We start from the raw sequence: 19,035 nt of genomic DNA, 5'->3' as shown, positions 1-19,035 counted from the left end.
TGCTGATCGTGCGGCGGGCCGGCGAGGTCGACCCGGACGATCTGGCGAACGACCTGCTCACGGGCACCGTGCTGCCGCGGAAGGTGCTCGTCGGCGAGGACGGCGTGCACCCGTGGCCGCGGCCGCGCCCGTACGACGTCCTGCTGCACGACACCCCGCTCGGTCGCGGCCTCACGCGGAACTCGCTGCTGGAACGCTCGACGGCGTCCTGGCTGCTGGTACTCGACGGCGGCATGCGCGCGTCGGAGTTCCTGCTGGAGCGGCTGCTGGCCTCTTCGGAAGGTGCCGACGTCGTGCACTGCCCGGTCGCGGATCCGGTGGACGGCCTGGTCGGCGCGCTGCCGCCGGAGGAGCGGCGGCTGCGGAAGCTGCCGTACCTGGGCAGCGGCTATCTGGTGCGGCGATCGCTGGTCGACGAATTCGGCGGGTGGAACTCCGAGGTGCTCTTCGAGGGCCTGGAGGATCACCTGTTCTGGCGGCGCGTGGCTTCCGCCGAGCGGCCGACCGCGCTGGTTCAGCAGGTGCTGCTGCGACGGCTGCGGCCGGATCCCGACTCGCGGCCGATGGACCTCGACCCGCACCGGGTGTGGGCTGCGGTGACGAGCGCTCTGTAACTCCCGTAAGTGCTATGAACGGCCCGTTACTTGCAAAATTTGCAAGTAACGGGCCGTTCATAGCACCGGGGGTAGGCGTGATCTTCGCCCGTTCGAGTGAGTTAGGCCGTGTCGGTGAACGTCCTCCCCCCGTGATGCGCCCTATAGGCAGAGCATCGGAGCGTTCGGATGCCGGACGAGGAGGAGCAGCCATGGCCTGGGAAATCGCCCTGGTCGCCGCGCTGGCCGTCGTATTCGTCATACGGCTCGCGCTTCAGCTGAAGCGCGGCTGACCTCGTCGGACCGACCTGACGCAGTCCGCTCCCGCGGCGCACGAGTGAGGTGAACGGGCCTCTCAGGCGAGGGTCCCGTTCACCTCACGCCGCTGATCCGCTAGCCACGCCTGGGGCTGACCAGGCCGGACTCGTAGGCGAGCACCACCAGCTGCGCGCGGTCCCGAGCCCCGATCTTGGTCATGATGCGGCTGACGTGCGTACGCGCGGTGGCCGTCGAAATCACCAGGTGCGCGGCGATCTCGTCGTTCGACATCCCGCCGGCGACCAGGCCGAGTACCTCGCGTTCGCGGTCGGTGATCTCGCGGACGGCGCTCACGTCGATGCGGCGGTTCTCCGGGCGTTCGACGAATTCCGCGATCAGCCGCCGGGTCACGGTCGGCGCGAGCAGCGCCTCACCCGCGGCGACCACCTTCAACGCGCGCAGCAGCTCCACCGGATCGGTGTCCTTCAACAGGAACCCGCTGGCGCCCGCTCGCAACGCCTCGTAGACGTACTCGTCGACATCGAATGTGGTCAGGACCAGGACTTTCACCCCGGTCAGCTCGGGGTTCGCGGTGATCCGCCGGGTCGCTTCGAGCCCGTCGACGCCGGGCATCCGGATGTCCATCACCACGATGTCCGGCTTGTGCTCGACAGCGGCCGCGACGGCCTGCTCGCCGTCACCGGCCTCGGCGCAGACCTCGAAACCGTCTTCGGTCTCCAGCAGCACCCGGAAACCGGCGCGCACCAGCGCCTGGTCGTCGGCGAGGACCACCCGGATCGTCATCGTTCCCCCTCGATCGGCAGGTCCACGCGAACCTGGAATCCTCCGTCCACAACGGACGTCGTGAGCGCACCGCCCAGCGCGGCCGCCCGCTCGGACATCCCGCGCAGGCCGTGGCCGGGTGCGGGTTCGACGGCGCCACGGCCATCGTCGCGGACGAGCAGCGTCAGCGCACCGGTTTTCCGCTCGAACCGGACGTCGACCCCGCGTGCCTGGTTCGCGTGGCGGACCACGTTCGTCAGCGATTCCTGCAGGATCCGGTACGCGGCGCCGTCGACGGGGGCGGGCAGCTCGCCCGGTTCGCCGTCGACACGGACCTCAAGCCCGGCGGCGCGGGCGTGCTCGAACAACTCGTCGGCCTGGGCGAGGCTCGGCGCGGGCGCCTTGTCCTCGCCGGAACGCAGCACGGCCAGCGTCGCGCGGAGGTCCTTCAGCGCCGAAGCACTCGCCTCCTTGATGTTCAGCAACGCCTCTTTCGCCTGCTCAGGACGTCGATCGGCGACGTGCGCGGCGACCCCGGCCTGGACGTTGATCATCGCCAGGCTGTGCGCGACGACGTCGTGCACCTCGCGGGCGATGGTGAGCCGTTCCTGCTCGGCCATCCGATGCCGGTGCTCGTCGGCCTGCTCGCGCCGGGCCCGCGCGGCGGCCATCCCGTTGCGCACCGCCGTCCCGATCCCGACGACCGCGACCACCCAGACGACGCCGAGCCCGACCCGGGCGTCGAAGGCACCGAACCCGTGCCGGACGAACAACGCGATGCCGGCGACCAGGAGAAGCGACCCGCCGGTGATCCCGGCGACCAGCGGCCCGCGGATCTTCGTGAGCACGAACAACGCGATCGTCGGCAGCACGATCGCCGGCCCGCCCGGATTGCCCGACGCGTAGTAACCCAGCGTCAGCGCGGATGTGAGCAGGAAGATCGGCATGGGGAACCGGTGCACCACCAGCAACGACAGCGCGGTGACGATCAGCCACAGGTACCCGAGCGGGGTCAGCGCCTGCGCGCCCGGCTGCCAGCGGGCCGCGCTGCTCGTGGCCCCGAGGACGAACCCCAGCGGCAACACCACGCGCAGTACGCGACCCACCCAGGGGCTCCACGGATACCTGTCTTTCAGCAGCACACGACGAAAGCTACCCGGAGCGAAGGCGTACTGCGTCCGTTGAAAAGCGGCTTCTCGGCTACGCCGTGTGCGGTAGCCGACGGAGGACCGAGATCATCATCAGCACACCGCCGATCACCTGCACCGCCACCACGAGCGCACGCCCCAGCCCGTGCGAGCTCATGGTGAGCTCGCCGAACAGTCCCCACGCGCCCGAGCCCGCCATCGCCCCGGCGCCGGTCCACACCAGCACCAGCCGAGGCCAGAACCTGCCCCGCGACACGGTCGCCAGCGCCGCCGCGGCGAGCACGCTGAGCAGCGCGACGACGACGTCCTGACCCCGGGCCGACATCCCGCCGGAGCCGAACGCCCAGGTCAGGTGGGCGGCCGCGGCGCCGAGGGCGGCGGCGATGCCGAGCCTGCCCGCGGTACCGATCGTTCCCGGCCGGACGGTGCCGGTGACGACGAACCACCAGCGATCACGGGCGTAGAGCACGAACGCGGTCAGCAGCATGACGCCCTGCCAGCCGAATCCGCCGTAGACGACGGCCCAGACCCAGTTCTCCAGCGGCATTCCGGTCAGGTGCGGCTGGGTCAGGTCGGCGACGATCACCGGGAGGTTCAGCACGATCGGCGCGAGCAGTCCGGTGCCGATCCAGATCGGGAACAGCAGGAGTGGCGCGGGGATCCGGCGACCCCAGGAGTAGGTGAAGGCGAGTGCGAGCACCACCGCGACGACGTCCATCCCGCCGGTGAGCAGATTCGCGAAGAGCATCAGGTCGGAGTCCACAAAGGACGGGTCGCGGAGGCCGAGGCCGCCGCCGGTGACCCAGGAAGCCTTGAGTGTCAGGTACGGGAGCGTGCCCAGGATCGCGGCGTAGCAGATGATCAGGCGGGCGCTGGAGATCTTGGGGGCGGAGACTGCTGCGGTCATGCTCTCAGCGTCGGCGCCCACGCCGCGGAAAGACTCCCTCGCGGGCCTGGTCCGCCTCCCTCCTCAGAAGGAGCCGGGCAGTTTCGCGGCGGTTTCCTCGTCGGCCGGGGTGAGCGTCGCCAGCGAGATCTCGGAACGCCGCCCGAGGTACAGGTACGAGAATTCGAACCGCAGCAGGCCGACGTCCGGATGCAGGTAGCGCTTGAGCACGATCCGTTCGGTGGAGACGTCGTGCTCCTTCCACATCCGTTCGAAGAGTTCGGACTCCTGCCGCAGCCGCTTGACCAGGTTCTTCCACGCCGGTTCGGCGAGGTGTTCGGCCATCGCCGCCCGGAATCCGGCGACCACGCGGGGCAGGTTGACCTCCCAGTCGGGCAGCCTGCGCCGCCATTCGGGGTTGGTCAGGCATTGGACGAGGGTGTTGCGATCCTCGAACGGGACGGAGTCGACGTCACCCATCAGCCAGTTGTAGGCCCGGTTGTAGGCGAGGATGTCGCACCGCGCGTTGCGCACGCAGACGGGGAACGGCTCCAGTTTGTCCATCATCCGGTAGACGTTCTGGCTGAGGAGCTTGCAGTCCTTCTCCAGCGGCGGCTCCGGCGCGCCCGCGAGGGTGAACAGGTGCAGGTGCTCGTGCGGGTCGAGCCGCAGCGTGCGGGAGATCGCGTCGAGTACCTGCTCGGACGCGTTGATGTCCCGGCCCTGTTCGAGCCACGTGTACCAGGTGACCCCGACCCCGGCCAGCTGCGCGACCTCCTCGCGACGCAACCCCGGTGTCCGGCGCCTGCCGCTGATCGGCAGGCCGACCTGGTCCGGGGTGATGCGCTCGCGGCGGCTGCGCAGGAACGCGGCCAGTTCGTGCCGGCGCACGTCGGCCGCTCGCGATGCGACGGTCATGGTCACCTCATCAGGTTCGCAAAGCTTCGACCCGGTTACCAGGTAGTGGCGATACCAGGATAACCACGCTCCTGGTACCAGGGTGGGAATCGTTCGATCGTAGTACCCATGACTTCGACGCAAGTTCCGGCGACGCCCACCCGCGTCGCCGCCGGACCGGCCCTGACCTCGGCGGGCCTGGTCACCGTGCTGCTGGGGGCGGCACTTCCCCTCATCGACTTCTTCATCGTCAACATCGCCCTGCCGGCGATCGGCACCGATCTCCGCACGTCTTCGGCGACCTTGGAGCTGGTGGTCGCGGCCTATGGGATCGCCTACGCGGTGCTGCTGGTCGTCGGCGGCCGTCTCGGCGACGCCTTCGGCCGTCGCAAACTGTTCCTGATCGGCCTGGCCTCGTTCACCGTGACGTCCCTGCTCTGCGGGATCGCGCCGACGGCGCTGACGCTGGTACTGGCTCGGGCCGCACAGGGGGCGGCCGCCGCGCTGATGCTGCCGCAGGTGCTTTCGATCATCCAGGCGACCACGACGGGCGAGCGCAGGTCCAAGGCGCTGGGGCTGTATGGCGCGACCGCCGGGCTTTCCATGGTGCTCGGCCAGTTCCTCGGCGGGGCGCTGGTCGCCGCCGATCTCTGGGGCACCGGCTGGCGGCCGATCTTCCTGGTCAACGTGCCGGTCGGGATCGCGGGCCTGGTGATCGCGCGGCGGCTGATCCCGGAGAGCCGCTCGTCGAACCCGATCGGCATCGATCGCTGGGGCACGGTGCTGCTGGCGACCGCGCTGGTGTCGCTCCTGCTCCCGCTGGCGGAGGGCCCCGTGCTGGACTGGCCACTGTGGACGGTCGCGCTGCTCGTGGTGTTCCCGTTCGCCGCGGCCGGGTTCGTCCGCGTCGAACGCCGGATGGAACGCCACGGCGGCATCCCGCTCCTGCCCCCGTCGGTGATGCGGATGCCGAGCGTGCGGCAAGGGCTGCTGGTCGGGGTGCCGTTCTTCATCGGCTTCAGCGCGTTCATGTTCGTGTTCGCGGTGACCTTGCAGGACGGCCTGCACCTCGGCCCGCTGGGCTCCGGGCTCGTGACGGCGCCGCTTTCGCTCGCGTTCTTCGCGATGTGCCTGGTCAGCAGCCGTCTGGTGACGCGATTCGGGCAGCGGGTCGTGGCCGCCGGTCTTTCGGTCCAGCTGCTCGGGCTGCTGGTGTTGATCGGCACGGTGCTGGTGGGCTGGCCGCGCCTGGGCGTGCTCGATTTCGCGCCGGGGATGCTGCTGTGCGGGTTCGGGCAGGGGCTGGCCATGACGACGGTGTTCCGGATCGTGCTGTCCAAGGTGCCGCCGGAGATCGCCGGGGTCGGCAGCGGGATGCTGACGACGTCTCAGCAGGCCGCGATGGCGCTGGGCGTCGCGACGCTGGGGACGTTGTTCGCTTCGGTCGGCGCCGGCCCGCTCGGGATGAAGGGCGCGTTCGTGCTGGTCATCGGGATTCAGGCGGTGCTGACGATCGGTGTGATCACGGTTGCGCGGCGGCTGCCGGATCCGCGGATCTGAGAAAGTTCGGTTTCACCCGTCGGAGAAGTGACTCCCCGAGCGACGATGGGACTGTGACGGAACCTCGGGTGCATCGGGACCCGGCCTTCGCGCTGTTGTCGCTGTACGACACGGCGTTGCCGGAGGTCTACGGGTACCTGCTGTCCCGGTGCGGTGATCGCACCCTCGCCGAGGAGCTGACGTCGGAGACGTTCCTCGGCGCGGTGAGGGCCTGTCGCAAGGAGACCGCGCCTCCAGTGAGCACCGGGTGGCTGATCGGCGTCGCCCGGCACAAGCTCGCCGATCACTGGCGGCGTAAGGAACGTGAGGAACGTGGGCTGCGGCTCGTCCACGAGGAGGAGTACACCGATCCGTGGGATGAGCGGCTCGACGCCCTCTTGGCACGCGAAGTGCTCGCTTCGCTCGGAGCGCATCATCAGGCCGCATTGACGCTTCGCTATGTCGACGGCCTACCGGTACCGGAGGTCGCCGCCCAGCTGGATCGCACTCTGCACGCCACGGAGGCGTTGCTCGTGCGGGCCCGTGCCGCGTTCCGGCGTGCTTACCAGGAGAAGGAGGGTCGCGATGCCTGATCCGTTCGATGCGCTTCGCGCGCCCTCGCAGCCGGTCGATCCCGACCCGCTCTTCGCCGCCGAACTGCGCGACAACCTGCGTCGCGCCGTCCTGAACGGAGCCGATATGACGACCACCGAAACACCCGCCGCGACCGCCGAAGTGCGCGCGCTGACCCCGTACCTCGTGGTCACCGACGCGCGCGCCGCCCTCGACTTCTACGTCGAGGTGTTCGGGGCGCGGCGGCGGGCCGAACCGATCGTGATGGAGGACGGCCGGGTCGGGCACGCGGAACTGGCCATCGGGGACAGCGTGCTGATGCTCGCGGAGGAGTTCCCCGAACTGGGCAATGTCGTGGCCGCCGCGGGTGGACCGCTGATCCGGGTCGAGGTGGCGGACGTGCAAGCGTCCGCTCGCCGAGCTGTGGAACTGGGCGGTGAACTGGAACGCCCGGTCTCGGACACCGGCCACGGGCTCAGTGGGGCGATCAAGGACCCGTACGGCCAGCGGTGGCTCGTCGCTCAGGCCGCCGCTTCGGGTACCTCAGGTGCTTCGGGTGCTTCGGGGTCGAAGCCGGTCCGGCATGGCGAAGCGGGCTACTTCACCTTCCAGGTCCCGGACGGCGAAACCGCGAAGGCCTTCTACGGCGCCGTCCTCGGCTGGCAGTTCTCGCCGGGCCGCGTCGAAGACGGTTGGGGTATCGAAGGTTCCGGCCTGCAAGGCGGACTCTGGGGCGGCCCGGGACGGCAAGTGGGCTGGAAGGTGATGTACGCCGTCGACGACCTCGCCGCCGCCCTCGACCGCGTCCGGGCTCATGGTGGCCAGGCCGACGAACCCGAACAGCAGCCCTACGGTCTGAGCGCCGAATGCGTGGACGACCAGGGCATCGAATTCTGGCTCTGGGAACAGCCGCGCTCTTAAGGTCACCACCCCAGCCCCCACCGCTCCCAGGGGGGCGACCCCGAAGCCAGTCTATCGCTTATGGGGGAAGGGAAGCGGGACTGAGCCGAGTTGTCCACAGGTGGGGATGGTTGTGGACAACCAGGGCTGGGGGTCCGTGCCGTGAGGGCCTCCTTCACTACCTTGAGGGTAGGGAAGGAGGCCTTCACGGCAGGTCGGCATCAGCAGGCAGGTCAGCGGCCGGCGGCGTAGCCCTGCATTCCACGTGCGTTGGCGGCGGCCCGCAGGACTCCACCGGAGCGCGAGACGGCCGAAAGCCGCCCCAGCGACCAAGGTCCGGCGTCGACGACCGCGTGGCCGCGTGCGGCCAGAGTGTCCATTGTGGACTGACCGAGACGCGACTCGACGACGAGTTCCCGCGGCGTCCACGAGCGCGGATAGAACGAACTCGGGAACGCGGTCGTGTGCCAGGCGGGGGAATCGATCGACTCCTGCAGGTTCAGCCCGCCGAGCGTGTGCGCCAGCCAGAAACACAGCTGCCACTGGTCCTGCTGGTCGCCTCCGGGCGTGCCGAACGCCAGCACCGGCTCGCCGTCACGCAGCCCCATCGAAGGCGAAAGCGTGATCCGCGGCCGTTTCCGCGGCGCCAGCGAATTCGGCAGACCCTGTTCCAGCCAGAACATCTGCCCGCGCGAGTCGAGGCAGAAGCCGAGTTCGGGAATCGTCGGACTCGACTGCAGCCAGCCACCCGACGGCGTCACGGAGATCATGTTCCCGGCCGCGTCGACGACGTCGATGTGCACGGTGTCACCCCGCGTCTCGCCCAGCGGCCCGACCGTCGGCTCCCCCGTCGCGCCGGAACCGGATTCGAGGCCGCGGAGCTTCTCGAGGATCGCCGGCAGCCGCGGAGAGGGACCACCCGGCCGAAGTTCGGCGGACGCCTCCTCCGTGATCAGGGCGCGACGAGCATCCGCGTACTCGCGGGAGATCAGCAATTCGATCGGCACATCGGGAGAATCCCCGTACCAGGCCTCGCGATCGGCGAACGCGAGTTTCGCCGCTTCGGCGGCCAAGTGCACCGTGCGTTCCGTCGGAATTCCGTCCACATAGGACAGTTCGTCGCGCAGGCCGTCCAGCAACCGCGCCTGCTGCAGTAGCGCGGGCCCCTGGGTCCAGGCGCCCATCTTCACCAGGCCCCAGTCGCCGAAGTCGACCTGCAGCGCGTCTTCGTACGTCGCTTCCCAGCTCGCGATGTCGTCGCCGGTGAGGAGCCCGGCGTGGTCACGGCCGGAATCGTCGCGGAACGCCTTACGGCCGAACGCCTCGATCGCTTCGGCGACGAAACCCTGCGACCACGCGCGACGTCCGGCGTCGATCTGCGCTTCACGCCCGCTGACCGACTCGGCCTCGGCGACCAGTCGCTCCCAGGTGTCCGCGAGCGCCGGGTTGCAGTGCAGGCCCTCGGCCGGCTTGCCGTCCGGAAGCCACAGCGCCGCGGATGTCGGCCAATGCTCGGTGAACAGGTCCCGCACCGCGCGGATCGTGTCGCCGACCCGGCTGACCAGCGGAATCCCGTTGCGCGCATAGGAAATCGCGTAGCCGAGCACGTCGCGGAGCGACTTCGTGCCGTGATCCCGCAGGAGCAGCAGCCAGCCGTCCCACGCTCCCGGGACGGTCGCGGGGAGCAGACCGCTGCCGGGGATCAGGTCGAGCCCGAGGTCCGCGAAGTGCTCCGGAGTCGCGGCCGCGGGTGAGACGCCTTGACCTGCGAGCACTCGCGGCGTCCGGTCCTTCGCGGTGACGAAGATGCCGGGGACCTGCCCCGCCGGGCCGCACAGATGCGGCTCGGCGATCTGCAGGACGAACCCGGCCGCTACCGCCGCGTCGAAGGCGTTGCCGCCGTCTTCCAGCACCGCCATCCCGGTGGCCGAGGCCAGCCAGTGCGTCGATGCCACCATGCCGTGGGTGCCGGCCAGTTCCGGCCTGGTCGTGAACACCCGGCCGATACTACGCTTTGCTAACTACTTTTTCAGTCCCAGTAGTTGAAGAGGTAGTCACCCAGGTGCTCCGGCCGCCAATATTTGGCGTCGTAGTCGTCCACCCAGGGCGGCGCCGAGAGGTCGATCGGCGTCTCGAGTTCGGACCGGGTGTACAGCCGGAATCCAGGAAGAAGCTCGCCCAGCACGGCCAGCAGTCCCGGCTCGTCGACGAAGGTCATCGATCCCCAGCCGACGGGTGATTCAGCGATGCCGAGGATCTCCCGCCGGTCGCCCTCGATCCACGACTGCGTCCACATCACCGAGGCTGTTCGATGGCGATAGGCGATCTCGCCCTGGTCGAAGTTCTGTCCCGCCTCGTACGAAACGAACCCGGTGACCTGTCCGCGCGTTCGCCGAGCCGCCTCGTAACAGGCCTTGCGGAACTCCTTCAGATCCCTCACCCACCGAAACTAGCTCCGGATAGCGACCGGAGCGTCATAGTTTTCGAGCGTCGCCGCGTTGGCCGCGCGCGAAGTCAGCCACGTGAACACCTTGGTCATCGGCCGCGAACCCAGCACCCGGTACAGGAAGTTGCGGTAGCCGATCATGAACTGCTTCTTCGGCACGAGGAACGTGCCGATCCCGGCCGCCTGCTTCTGCGAAGTCTTGACCGGGCCGCGCAATTTCTCCTCGTAGCGCGCGAAAGCGACTTCGTGATCTCCCTGTGCGGCAGCGAGTTCTCCCGCCAGCACGTACGCGCCCATCATCGCGAGCCCGGTTCCCGAACCGCCGGGACCGGCGCACCAAGCCGCGTCGCCGAGCAGTACGACCCGCCCCTGGGACCACTTGTCCAGGTGGATCTGGCTGAGCGAATCGAAGTACAGGTCGTCGGCGTCCTTGAGTCCTTCGAGCAACTTCGCGGTTTCCCAGCCGAAGTCGGCGAAGCGCTCTACGACGACCTTCTTCTGCGCCGCGACATCACGCCGAGGCACATCCAGTGAGTCCGACGCGAAGAGAAGACCGATGTTGAGGACCGCACCATCGCGACCACTGGCGGCCATCACCGTCCGGCCGGGGATGCTGCAGATCAGGCCCAGATGGTCCAGGCCCAGGTGGTTGGGCACGGTGAAGCCCGCGGTGTGGAAGCCGAGGTCGGTCCGGAACAGCTCTTCGTCGCCGAAGGTCAGCCGCCGCACGCCCGAGTGGAGTCCGTCCGCGCCGACGACGAGGTCGAATCTCCGCGGCTCGCCGTGGGCGAAGGTGACGGTGACGCCGTCCGGATCCTCGTCCAGGCCGGTGATCCAGTCGCCGAAGACGTACTCGGTGCCGTCCTTCGAGTGCTCGTAGAGGATGCGCGTCAGGTCTCCGCGCTCGATTTCGACTTCGCCACTGAAGAAGACCGACGGCATCGAGGCGACCTTCTTGCCGCGCGCGTCGACGACGATCTGCGCGCCCATCGCGGTCTCCTTCGCGCGGATGTCGTCGAGGATCCCCATGCGCTTCAGCAGGGTCATCTGCTCGCCGCGGAAGTCGACCGCGCTGCCGCCTTCGCGCAGGGCCGGGGCGCGCTCGACGACGGTCGGCGCGAAGCCGCGCTCCCGCAGCCAGTAGGCGAGAGCCGGCCCCGCGATGCCGGCGCCGGAGATCAGAACTGTGGTCGTCATGGCTGCTCCCAGTGGGTTCGTGGTGATGGGAACGACCGTACGGCAGATTTGCACGCTTGGTCAAGCCGCTTGGTTAAACCAAATGGATAAACCACATGGTCTAGGATCCCGGCCATGGGCAATCGCGAGGACCTGATGAACGGCGCCATCCAGTGCCTCAAGGAAAAGGGCTGGTCACGCACCACCGTGCGGGACATCGCGACGGCGGCCGGGGTCAGTCACGCGGCGATCGGCTACCACTTCGGGTCGCGCGAAGCCCTGCTGCTGACGGCGTTCTCCCAGGCGATGGACGACTGGGGCGTGGAGGTCCAGCAGGAGATGCGGCGCGCCGTCGACCCCGACGCCCCGGCCGACGAGCAGTACCGGGCGTCCTGGCGGGCGATGATCGACTCCTACGGGCGGAACCGTCAGCTGTGGATCGCCTCGATCGAGGCGTTCGTACAATCCGAGCATCACCCTGAGCTGCGGAAACAGCTTGCCGCGGCCCAGCGTGAGGGACGCCGGGGAATGGCGGCGGGCATTCTGGGGATCGCCGAGGACACGCTCACCGAGGCCGACGAGCGCCGCATCGGCGCGGTGGCCACGGCACTGAACTCGGGAATCATGCTGCAGCACATGCTCGACCCGGAGAACGCTCCGACGGCCGAGGAGGTCGTGGACGGGCTGATGACGCTCGTCTCCCGGGTGCGATGAGGCAGGTGGGTCAGGAGACGGCGACCTTCCGCCGCAGCGCCGCACGCGGCCGCCCGACGCCCTGCCAGGACAGGCCGGCGTCCAGGATCCGTTGCGGGTCGAGGAGATTGCGGGTGTCGACGACGGAGTCGCCGTCCATCTGCTCGGCCATGTAGTGCCAGTCGAGCCGTTTGAACTCGTCCCATTCCGTCAGCACGACGACGGCGTCGGCGGCCTTCGCGACCTGGTACGGGTCGTCGACCACGGTCATGCCGGGGATCTCACCGCCGACGGCCGGGTCGTAGGCGGTCAGGTCCGCGCCGAGCGCGCCCAGCACCGAGGCGACCGCGAGGGCCGGCGAGTCGCGCAGATCGTTCGTGCCCGCCTTGAACGCCAGGCCGAGGACGCCGATCCGCGAACCGGCCAGCGTGCCGCCGACGGCGCCGGCGATCTTCGCGACGATCCGGTCCCGCTGCGCGATGTTCTCTTCGATCGCCGAGGTCAGCAGGGTGAAGTCGTACTGCACGGACTCCGCGACCTTGACCAGCGCGCTGGTGTCCTTCGGTAGGCACGAGCCTCCCCAGCCGGGGCCGGGTTTGAGGAACGAGCGGCCGATGCGCCGGTCGTAGCCCATGCCTTCGGTGACGAGGTCGATGTCCGCGCCGAGTCGTTCGCACAGTTCGGCGATCGAGTTCACATAGGACAGTTTCATCGCGAGGAAGCAGTTCGCCGCGTACTTCACGAGTTCCGCGCTGGCCGCGTCGGCGACGACGACCGGGGCGGCGAGATCGGCGTAGAGATCGCCGACCCAGCGGGCGGCCGCGACGTCGTCGGAACCGACGACGATCCGGTCCGGGCCCAGGAAGTCCTCGACGGCGGTGCCCTCGCGCAGGAACTCGGGGTTCGACACGACCGGCACGTCCGTGCGGCCGAGCATCGCCTGGATGCGCTTCGACGTCCCCACCGGGACGGTCGACTTCGTGATCAGCGCGCAACCCGGCGGGATGACGTCACCGATCTCGGTCGTCACGGCTTCGACGGCCCGCAGATCCGCCGACCCGCCCGCCCCCATCGGCGTTGGCACACAAAGGAAAACGGCCTCCGCGTCGCGAACCGCGTCGCGCGCTCCGACCACGAATTCGAGTCTTCCGCTGGTCAGCCCCCTCGACACCAGCTCGGACAAACCCGGTTCCAGGATGTCCACGCGTCCGGCGGAGAGCCTTGCGACCTTCGCCTGGTCGACATCGACGCAAGTGACTCGATGCCCCAGGCCGGCCAGGCAGGCCCCCGTGGTCAATCCGACGTATCCGGTCCCCACCACCACGATCCGAGCAGCGCTCATGATGCTGAAGGTGACAGCCGGAGTTGACCTGGAAGCGAACGGAACGCTTCAGGCCCGAATACTCCTCACGACATGCTTCGCACCGACGTGAGCCAACACACCAGCCGCACGGATGCGAACGAGCGTTAACCTAGAGCCGGTTGTCGACGAAAGGGAGAACATGCAGATCACCGACACCGCGGCGCTCGTCACGGGTGGCGCGTCCGGGCTCGGCGGTGCGACCGCGAAGGCGCTCGCGGCGAAGGGCGCGCGGGTCTTCGCGCTGGACCTCGCCGGTGCCATCGCCACCGCCGAGCAGGTCGAGGGCATCACCTACGTCGAGGCCGATGTGACCGATCCGGAGCAGGTGCGCGCCGCCGTCGCGACCGCCGCCGAATCCGGGGTGCCGCTGCGGACCGTGGTGAACTGCGCCGGGATCGGACCGTCCGCGCGGATCCTTTCGAAGAAGGGCCCGCACGACCTCGCCCTGTTCGCGAAGGTCGTCCAGATCAACCTGATCGGCTCCTTCAACGTGCTGACGATCGCCTCCGAGGCCATCGCCAAGACCGAGCCGCTGGCCGACAACGCGCGCGGCGTCATCATCAACACCGCGTCGATCGCCGCCTACGACGGCCAGATCGGGCAGGTGGCGTACTCGTCGTCCAAGGGCGGCATCGTCGGCATGACCCTGCCGGCCGCGCGCGACCTCGCGTCGCACGGGATCCGCGTGCTGACCATCGCGCCGGGCATCGTCGACACCCCGATGCTGGCGACGGTGAGCGACGAGTTCCGCGCTTCGCTGGCCGAAGGCGTTCCGTTCCCGAAGCGGCTCGCGCGGCCGGACGAGTACGCGCAGCTCGCCCTTTCGCTGATCGACCACGACTACCTGAACGGCGAGGTCGTCCGGATGGACGGCTCGCTGCGGATGGCTCCTCGCTGACCTGTTCCCCGGTGTCATGAAAGGGTCTTTACTGACGGATTTCGTCAGGAAAGACCCTTTCATGACCTTTACGGACGGGTGAGGCGAACGTCCAGGCTGATGCCTTCGGTGGCGATCTCCGCGGTACGGAACGCGGTTTCGGCGACCAGACCGCCGAACTGCACCGGCGTGTAGGCGCGGCGCCGGAGATGGCCGAGTGTCTGACGGACGCCGAGCGCGGCCAGCTTGCCGAGCTTCATGCTCTCGACCTCGCGCACGATCTCGCCGTCGGTCGCGTCGCGGTTCATGTCCTGCACGACGGCCGTGCCGCCGGGCCGGAGCACGCGATACATCTCGTCGAGCGCCTTGACCGGCCACACGAAGTTCTTGAACGCGGCCTGGCAGACGACGAAATCGAACGACTCGTCGTCGAACGGCATCCCCGCGACGTCTCCTTCGCGGAACTCGACGTCGACGCCTTGAGCCCGTGCGTAGTCGCTCGCGATCTCGACGAACGTCGGCGCGACGTCGAGGCCGGTGACGGAGCAGCCGAGCCGCGCGAGTTCGACGGCGAAGTAGCCGGGGCCGAAGGCGACCTCGAGGATCTTCGTGTCGTCCGGCAGGCTCGCGGCGAGTTCGCGGGCCTGTTTCCGCCAGAGTTCGAGCTGCGGTTCGGTACCGCGCTGCCGGGCGTAGTTCCGCGCCAGCGCGCCGCCCATCTCCGGCATGATCTTGAACCGTTTTCTGTCCTTGATGTCCGACATGGTCTCTCCAGGTTGATTACCCGGAGCCCGGCTATTCTCAAGATGCCTTCTCGTGGCCGGGTTCCGGTTGCGGGATCGTCGCCCCGGCGGGGTGCTGCAACACCTCGCCGGGGTTCTTTCAACTGCGGGTACTCCCCCTTTCGGCCAACTCGGCCACTTCGGCCGGTAGCTCTCCGGTCTCGTGGTAGGTCCGCCACGCGGCGAGACCCGGCATCGAACCGGAAGTCAGTTCCCCGAGAATCGAGCGGACCCATTCGGCTTCCGCCGCGCGGATCGCCAGGTGGTACTCGACTTCGAGCAGCATCAGCCGCGGGATCTCCTTGACCAGTCGCTCGAGTTCGTCACGGCCTCGCTCGACGTCCTCGTCCAACGCCGCCAGCCGGGTGCGGAGCAGGGCGATCACCTCGTCCGGCCCGAGCCACGCCATCACCGACAACCCGGCCACGAACTTCGGCTCCTCCGGCGCGAGTTCAGCGAGGAGTTCGCGCAGCCAGTCGAGCAATTCGGCACGGCCGGAATCGGTGATCCGGTAGACCGTGCGCTCAGGACGCGCGCCGTCGCGGTTGCTCTCGACGGCCTCGATGAAACCGTGTTTCCCCAGGTTGCGGACGACGGTGTAGAACGAGCCCCATTTGATCCCCATGTCGCGATCCTTGCCGCGCTCCTTCAGGATCGACGCCATTTCGTACGGGTGCATCGAGCGCTCGACCAGCGTGGACAGGATGGCCAGCGCCAGCAGATTGCCGACCTTCCGTCGTTTCACCGGATCTCCTCGCTGACGAGTACTCGTCTACGAGTATCCGCAAAAGCACGAGTGATCGCAAGTGTCTTAGTTCGTGAGAGATCAGAGGTCGTTCATGTACGGCACCGACGTCTGCGCGTGGTCCGTCATCCAGTTCCGCAGCGCGTGGGTGGCCAGGACGTCGTCCTCGTTGTAGCGCAGGAGGCGTTCGCGCTGGATGTCGTCGGGGATACCGCCGTCCATGCCGACGGCGTCGCGGTACCAGCTCATCGACGCCTCACCGCCGGCCTCCGGATCGCGCCAGGCGAAACCGGCGACCGGGGCGATCACCTTGAGTCCCTTGCCGTGCGAGCACAGGAACTGGTCGGTGACGCTGCGGAAGAGGTCGATCCATTCGTCGGAGTCCACAAAGGACGCGATCTCGGCCTTCGTGGGGACACCGGGGTATTCGCCGAACCGGTCGGCGGAGCCGAAGAGCCAGCGGTTCTCGGCGAGCGCGTTGTAGCAGTAGGCCCGGAAGGTCAGACCGGCCGCGAGGGTGCGTTCGCGGACGTCGGTGAACCACGCCCAGAACTCCGCGAACGACCGCGCCTCGTCCGCCGTCGGCAACGGCTCCCAGGTCGCGAAGGCCCGGTAGCCCTGCTCCACCCCGATGTCGGCGCCGGTCAGCAGCGAACCCCACAGGTACGCGCCGGAATCGCCGAAGCTCTCCATGTCGACGTCGACCTCGACGTCGCCGCGCGAGACCTCGATGCGGTCGACCTTGCGCACCATCGTGAGATCGGCGAGCCAGGCGCGCGCGAGGATGATCGCGTCGGAGAAGGTGCCGCCGGTCCAGTTCATCGGCGGCGGCTCGTCGGCCGGATCGAGCGCGGCCAGCTTGTCCACAGTGGACACCCCGGCACGGCGCAGTTCCATCGCGTCCTCACCGCGGACGACCAGGCTGACGTCACGGGTCTCGGTGAGCACGACCTCGCACGTCGGCCACCAAGGGCACCGACGGCATTCGAGGACGCGCGAAGGTTCGGCAAGCGGTTCTTCGCCTTCGGCCGCCGCACTCGCGATGGCGAGCCTGTCGGCGAAGCGACTCTGGTACTCCGTCAGCGCGCTACGGCCGCCCGGCCAGGTACCCGCGGACAGGTCGTGCCAGACGACGACGTCCGCGTCGAGGCCGATGACGCCGCCGATGGCGCGGTGCCCTTCGTGCCTTCCGAGCGCTTCGAGCATCCGGTAGAGGTGCGCGAGCCGCATCTGGTCCCGAGGCTGCGAGCGGACCTTTCGTGCCGGATCCGGCAACCGGTTCGCCGGGTCGAGGTCGGTCATCACCGTGGTCGGCGCGCCCGCGCCACGATCGGTGATGCGGTGCCGCACGACCAGCACCGGCACATAGCCGTCGGCCGTGCGGACCAGGAGTTCGGAACCACCGCGACGGTGACCGGCGCGATCCACCGGGAGCAGCGCGCCCCAGATGTAGCGCGCTTCGGCGGCGAAGGCCTCTTCGGTGAGCTGCACGCGCTCGGCGGCCGAGATGTCGCGAGGGATCTTGACCCAGCTCGCGTCCGGCCCCGTCGCGTCCATGAGCCGCTGCACAATGGCCTCGCGATGCGCCGAGGCGTCGGCTATCCGCTGCTGCGCGGCGGGGTCGGGCGGGGCGAGCGGAACCTCGCGCACCGCCGGATCGTGTTCGAGGTGCACGCGACGCCGGCAGCGGCTCACCGCTCCCGCATCCAGTAGCACCTCGTTACTCACAGACAACACTCTAGAAGGCGACCGGCAAGCCGACATGCCCGCCACTTCGGGGACCAGTAAGTTCGACTGTGACACAGCGTGGGAGGTGCCATGGCGCGCAAGGCCAAAGCCGTCGAGGCCGAAGGCAGGATCACCCCGAAGAAGGCGAAGAACGCCGTCGCGGTGGCCAAAGTGCTCGGTCCGGCAGTACTGCCGGTGATCGCGCCGTACGCCGTTCGAGCGGCGGGTGCCGCGCGAGAGCTATACGACCGTTATCAGGCGAAGAAGCTCGGCGTCGCGGTCGACCAGCTCGGCGAGTTCAGCGGACGCGGTGCCGCGCTGCACGCGCGGATCGCCGGGCTGACGCAGGGACTCACGGAACTGCGGAAGTCCGCGAAGGCGACAGAAGCCGACGTGTCCTTCGCGAAGGACACTCAAGGGACGCTGGAGCAGCTTTCGGCGACCGTCCGCGCTTCGGAGCGGATGCCTGCCGCGCGGCGGAAGGCTGCGCACCGGGCCGTGGCCGGGGAGCTGGACCAGCTTGAGGGAAAGCTCCTGCACCGCCTGGGGATCTGACGCGGCGCTTCGGCTGCTTCGCTGCTTCGAGTGCTTCGGTGCAATGAACGGCCCGTTACTTGCAAATTTTGCAAGTAACGGGCCGTTCATTGCACGCGCGAGGGGTTCGAGAGTGGGCTAAGAGATAAAGCCCTTCTTCTTCATCCACTCGTAGGCGACTTCACCTTGGTCTCGGCCGTCGACGTCGACCTGCTTGCACAGTTCGATCATCTGCTCGTTGTCGAGGGCCGCGGCGACGGCTTCGAGCGGTCCACGCAGTTCCGGGTGCTGCTTCAGGAAGTCCGTGCGCAGCGTCGGGACGGCGTTGTACTGCGGGAACGCCTTTTTGTCGTCTTCGAGGACTCGGAGGTCGAGTCCGGCGATCCGGCCGTCGGTGGTGAAGATCTCGCCGATCGGGCAGGTCCCGCCGGCGACGGCCGAGTAGATCGTGCCGATGCCGAAGTTCTTGATCACCGGGTTCTGGAAGCCGTAGGCGCGGACGGCGGCTGGGAAGCCGTCCTGACGGCTGGTGAACTCGGTCTCCAGGCAGAACACGCCTTGGTCGGGCTTCTGCTTGAGGAACGCCGCCAGATCCGACGTCGTCTTCAAGTTGTTCTGGGCTCCGTAGGCCTCGGTGACCGCGAAGCCGTACTGGTCGTTGAGCGGCGAGTAGTTCAGCCAGGTGACGCCGTACTTCGCCTCGTCGGCCGCCTTCGTGGCTTCGTACTGGGCCTGTTCCCCGCCGGGGACGGGGAGTTCGTTGCCCTGGTAGTTGATCCAGCCGGTGCCGGTGTACTCCCAGGTGACGTCGGTCTGGCCGGCGAGCAGCGCCTGCCGCGACGAGTTCGAGCCCTTGATGTCGGTCAGGTCGACGACGTCCGCGCCCGCCGCGGAAAGCGCCATTTCGGCCATGTAGCCCAGGATGATGTTCTCGGTGAAGTCCTTGGACCCCACCGTCACCTCGACACCCTTGAGCGCCTCGATGGGCTGGATGGAACCGGGTTCGATCTTGTACGGCAGCGCGGTGTTGACCTCGAGTCCGCACGCGGAAAGCGTGCCGCAGAGCAGGACCGCGCCGAACAGTGCCTTTGAACGACGTGCTTTCGATCGCATG

General features: G+C 68.5%; 19 protein-coding genes. 7 read left to right on the top strand and 12 right to left on the bottom strand.

What is annotated here, in order from left to right; genetic code table 11:
* A partial coding sequence (locus H5J31_RS29665) for a glycosyltransferase family A protein (protein WP_181775959.1) occupies positions 1 to 614 on the top strand: 614 nt, incomplete at its 5' end.
* Positions 615 to 986: 372 nt separating this feature from the next.
* On the opposite strand, the gene H5J31_RS29660 is transcribed toward H5J31_RS29665, so the two are convergent.
* The 4 genes from H5J31_RS29660 to H5J31_RS29645 all read right to left on the bottom strand — a co-directional run bounded on the left by H5J31_RS29660 (position 987) and on the right by H5J31_RS29645 (position 4,586).
* The gene (locus H5J31_RS29660) at positions 987 to 1,655 is read right to left on the bottom strand and encodes a response regulator (RefSeq protein WP_181775958.1); all 669 of its coding nucleotides are present in this window, start codon (positions 1,653 to 1,655) and stop codon (positions 987 to 989) included.
* Complete coding sequence (locus H5J31_RS29655; RefSeq protein ID WP_181775957.1) at positions 1,652 to 2,776, bottom strand: sensor histidine kinase; 1,125 nt, start codon at positions 2,774 to 2,776, stop codon at positions 1,652 to 1,654. The genes H5J31_RS29660 and H5J31_RS29655 overlap by 4 nt, the downstream gene beginning before the upstream one ends.
* Positions 2,777 to 2,834: 58 nt before the next feature.
* Positions 2,835 to 3,689, bottom strand: coding sequence for a hypothetical protein (locus H5J31_RS29650; protein WP_181775956.1), 855 nt, complete (start codon positions 3,687 to 3,689; stop codon positions 2,835 to 2,837).
* Positions 3,690 to 3,752: 63 nt separating this feature from the next.
* The gene (locus tag H5J31_RS29645; protein WP_181775955.1) at positions 3,753 to 4,586 is read right to left on the bottom strand and encodes a helix-turn-helix transcriptional regulator; all 834 of its coding nucleotides are present in this window, start codon (positions 4,584 to 4,586) and stop codon (positions 3,753 to 3,755) included.
* 108 nt (positions 4,587 to 4,694) lie between these two features.
* On the opposite strand from H5J31_RS29645, the gene H5J31_RS29640 reads away from it, so the two are divergent.
* The 3 genes from H5J31_RS29640 to H5J31_RS29630 are packed head-to-tail and all read left to right on the top strand — an operon-like array spanning position 4,695 to position 7,598.
* Positions 4,695 to 6,125 (top strand): MFS transporter, encoded by a 1,431-nt coding sequence (locus H5J31_RS29640; protein WP_181775954.1) that lies wholly within the window; start codon positions 4,695 to 4,697, stop codon positions 6,123 to 6,125.
* Positions 6,126 to 6,178: 53 nt separating this feature from the next.
* The gene (locus H5J31_RS29635; RefSeq protein WP_181775953.1) at positions 6,179 to 6,697 is read left to right on the top strand and encodes an RNA polymerase sigma factor; all 519 of its coding nucleotides are present in this window, start codon (positions 6,179 to 6,181) and stop codon (positions 6,695 to 6,697) included.
* A complete protein-coding gene (locus H5J31_RS29630) occupies positions 6,690 to 7,598 on the top strand; it encodes a VOC family protein (RefSeq protein ID WP_181775952.1) in 909 nt (302 codons plus the stop codon). Before H5J31_RS29635 ends, H5J31_RS29630 begins: the two co-directional genes overlap by 8 nt.
* A gap of 212 nt (positions 7,599 to 7,810) precedes the next feature.
* Here the strand turns inward: H5J31_RS29630 and H5J31_RS29625 are convergent, their stop codons facing one another.
* Genes H5J31_RS29625 through H5J31_RS29615 form a run of 3 tightly spaced genes read right to left on the bottom strand, consistent with a single transcriptional unit; the run spans position 7,811 to position 11,220 of the window.
* Entirely contained in the window at positions 7,811 to 9,574 is a 1,764-nt protein-coding gene (locus H5J31_RS29625; protein WP_181775951.1) for a gamma-glutamyltransferase family protein, read from the bottom strand.
* Positions 9,575 to 9,606: 32 nt separating this feature from the next.
* Complete coding sequence (locus tag H5J31_RS29620; protein WP_181775950.1) at positions 9,607 to 10,017, bottom strand: hypothetical protein; 411 nt, start codon at positions 10,015 to 10,017, stop codon at positions 9,607 to 9,609.
* A gap of 9 nt (positions 10,018 to 10,026) precedes the next feature.
* Positions 10,027 to 11,220 (bottom strand): FAD-dependent monooxygenase, encoded by a 1,194-nt coding sequence (locus tag H5J31_RS29615; RefSeq protein ID WP_181775949.1) that lies wholly within the window; start codon positions 11,218 to 11,220, stop codon positions 10,027 to 10,029.
* Between the two features lie 114 nt (positions 11,221 to 11,334).
* On the opposite strand from H5J31_RS29615, the gene H5J31_RS29610 reads away from it, so the two are divergent.
* Positions 11,335 to 11,913 carry a TetR/AcrR family transcriptional regulator gene (locus tag H5J31_RS29610; protein WP_181775948.1) on the top strand — a complete coding sequence of 193 codons (579 nt, stop codon included), beginning with the start codon at positions 11,335 to 11,337 and terminating at the stop codon, positions 11,911 to 11,913.
* A 10-nt stretch (positions 11,914 to 11,923) separates the two neighbouring features.
* Here the strand turns inward: H5J31_RS29610 and H5J31_RS29605 are convergent, their stop codons facing one another.
* Positions 11,924 to 13,234 carry a UDP-glucose dehydrogenase family protein gene (locus tag H5J31_RS29605; RefSeq protein WP_181775947.1) on the bottom strand — a complete coding sequence of 437 codons (1,311 nt, stop codon included), beginning with the start codon at positions 13,232 to 13,234 and terminating at the stop codon, positions 11,924 to 11,926.
* Positions 13,235 to 13,394: 160 nt separating this feature from the next.
* On the opposite strand from H5J31_RS29605, the gene H5J31_RS29600 reads away from it, so the two are divergent.
* Positions 13,395 to 14,153 carry an SDR family NAD(P)-dependent oxidoreductase gene (locus H5J31_RS29600; RefSeq protein WP_181775946.1) on the top strand — a complete coding sequence of 253 codons (759 nt, stop codon included), beginning with the start codon at positions 13,395 to 13,397 and terminating at the stop codon, positions 14,151 to 14,153.
* Positions 14,154 to 14,221: 68 nt separating this feature from the next.
* Here H5J31_RS29600 and H5J31_RS29595 read toward each other — a convergent pair whose 3' ends face one another.
* The 3 genes from H5J31_RS29595 to H5J31_RS29585 all read right to left on the bottom strand — a co-directional run bounded on the left by H5J31_RS29595 (position 14,222) and on the right by H5J31_RS29585 (position 17,387).
* Positions 14,222 to 14,896: a class I SAM-dependent methyltransferase gene (locus H5J31_RS29595; protein ID WP_181775945.1), complete on the bottom strand. Its 675-nt coding sequence runs from the start codon at positions 14,894 to 14,896 to the stop codon at positions 14,222 to 14,224.
* Positions 14,897 to 15,014: 118 nt separating this feature from the next.
* On the bottom strand, positions 15,015 to 15,659 hold the full coding sequence (locus H5J31_RS29590) for a PadR family transcriptional regulator (protein ID WP_181775944.1): 645 nt from the start codon (positions 15,657 to 15,659) through the stop codon (positions 15,015 to 15,017).
* An 81-nt stretch (positions 15,660 to 15,740) separates the two neighbouring features.
* Positions 15,741 to 17,387, bottom strand: coding sequence for a TM0106 family RecB-like putative nuclease (locus H5J31_RS29585; protein ID WP_181775943.1), 1,647 nt, complete (start codon positions 17,385 to 17,387; stop codon positions 15,741 to 15,743).
* A 90-nt stretch (positions 17,388 to 17,477) separates the two neighbouring features.
* Between H5J31_RS29585 and H5J31_RS29580 the strand changes: the two genes are divergently transcribed.
* A complete protein-coding gene (locus H5J31_RS29580) occupies positions 17,478 to 17,942 on the top strand; it encodes a DUF6474 family protein (RefSeq protein WP_181775942.1) in 465 nt (154 codons plus the stop codon).
* Positions 17,943 to 18,059: 117 nt separating this feature from the next.
* Here H5J31_RS29580 and H5J31_RS29575 read toward each other — a convergent pair whose 3' ends face one another.
* Positions 18,060 to 19,034, bottom strand: a complete 975-nt coding sequence (locus H5J31_RS29575; protein ID WP_181775941.1) for a glycine betaine ABC transporter substrate-binding protein — start codon at positions 19,032 to 19,034, stop codon at positions 18,060 to 18,062.
* Between the last annotated feature and the right edge of the window lies 1 nt (position 19,035).

The sequence above is a fragment of the Amycolatopsis pittospori genome, assembly GCF_013870525.1.
Taxonomy (GTDB): Bacteria; Actinomycetota; Actinomycetes; order Mycobacteriales; family Pseudonocardiaceae; genus Amycolatopsis; species Amycolatopsis pittospori.
The sequence above is the reverse complement of the archived record's forward strand: the minus strand, read 5'-3'. Positions and strand labels throughout refer to the sequence as shown.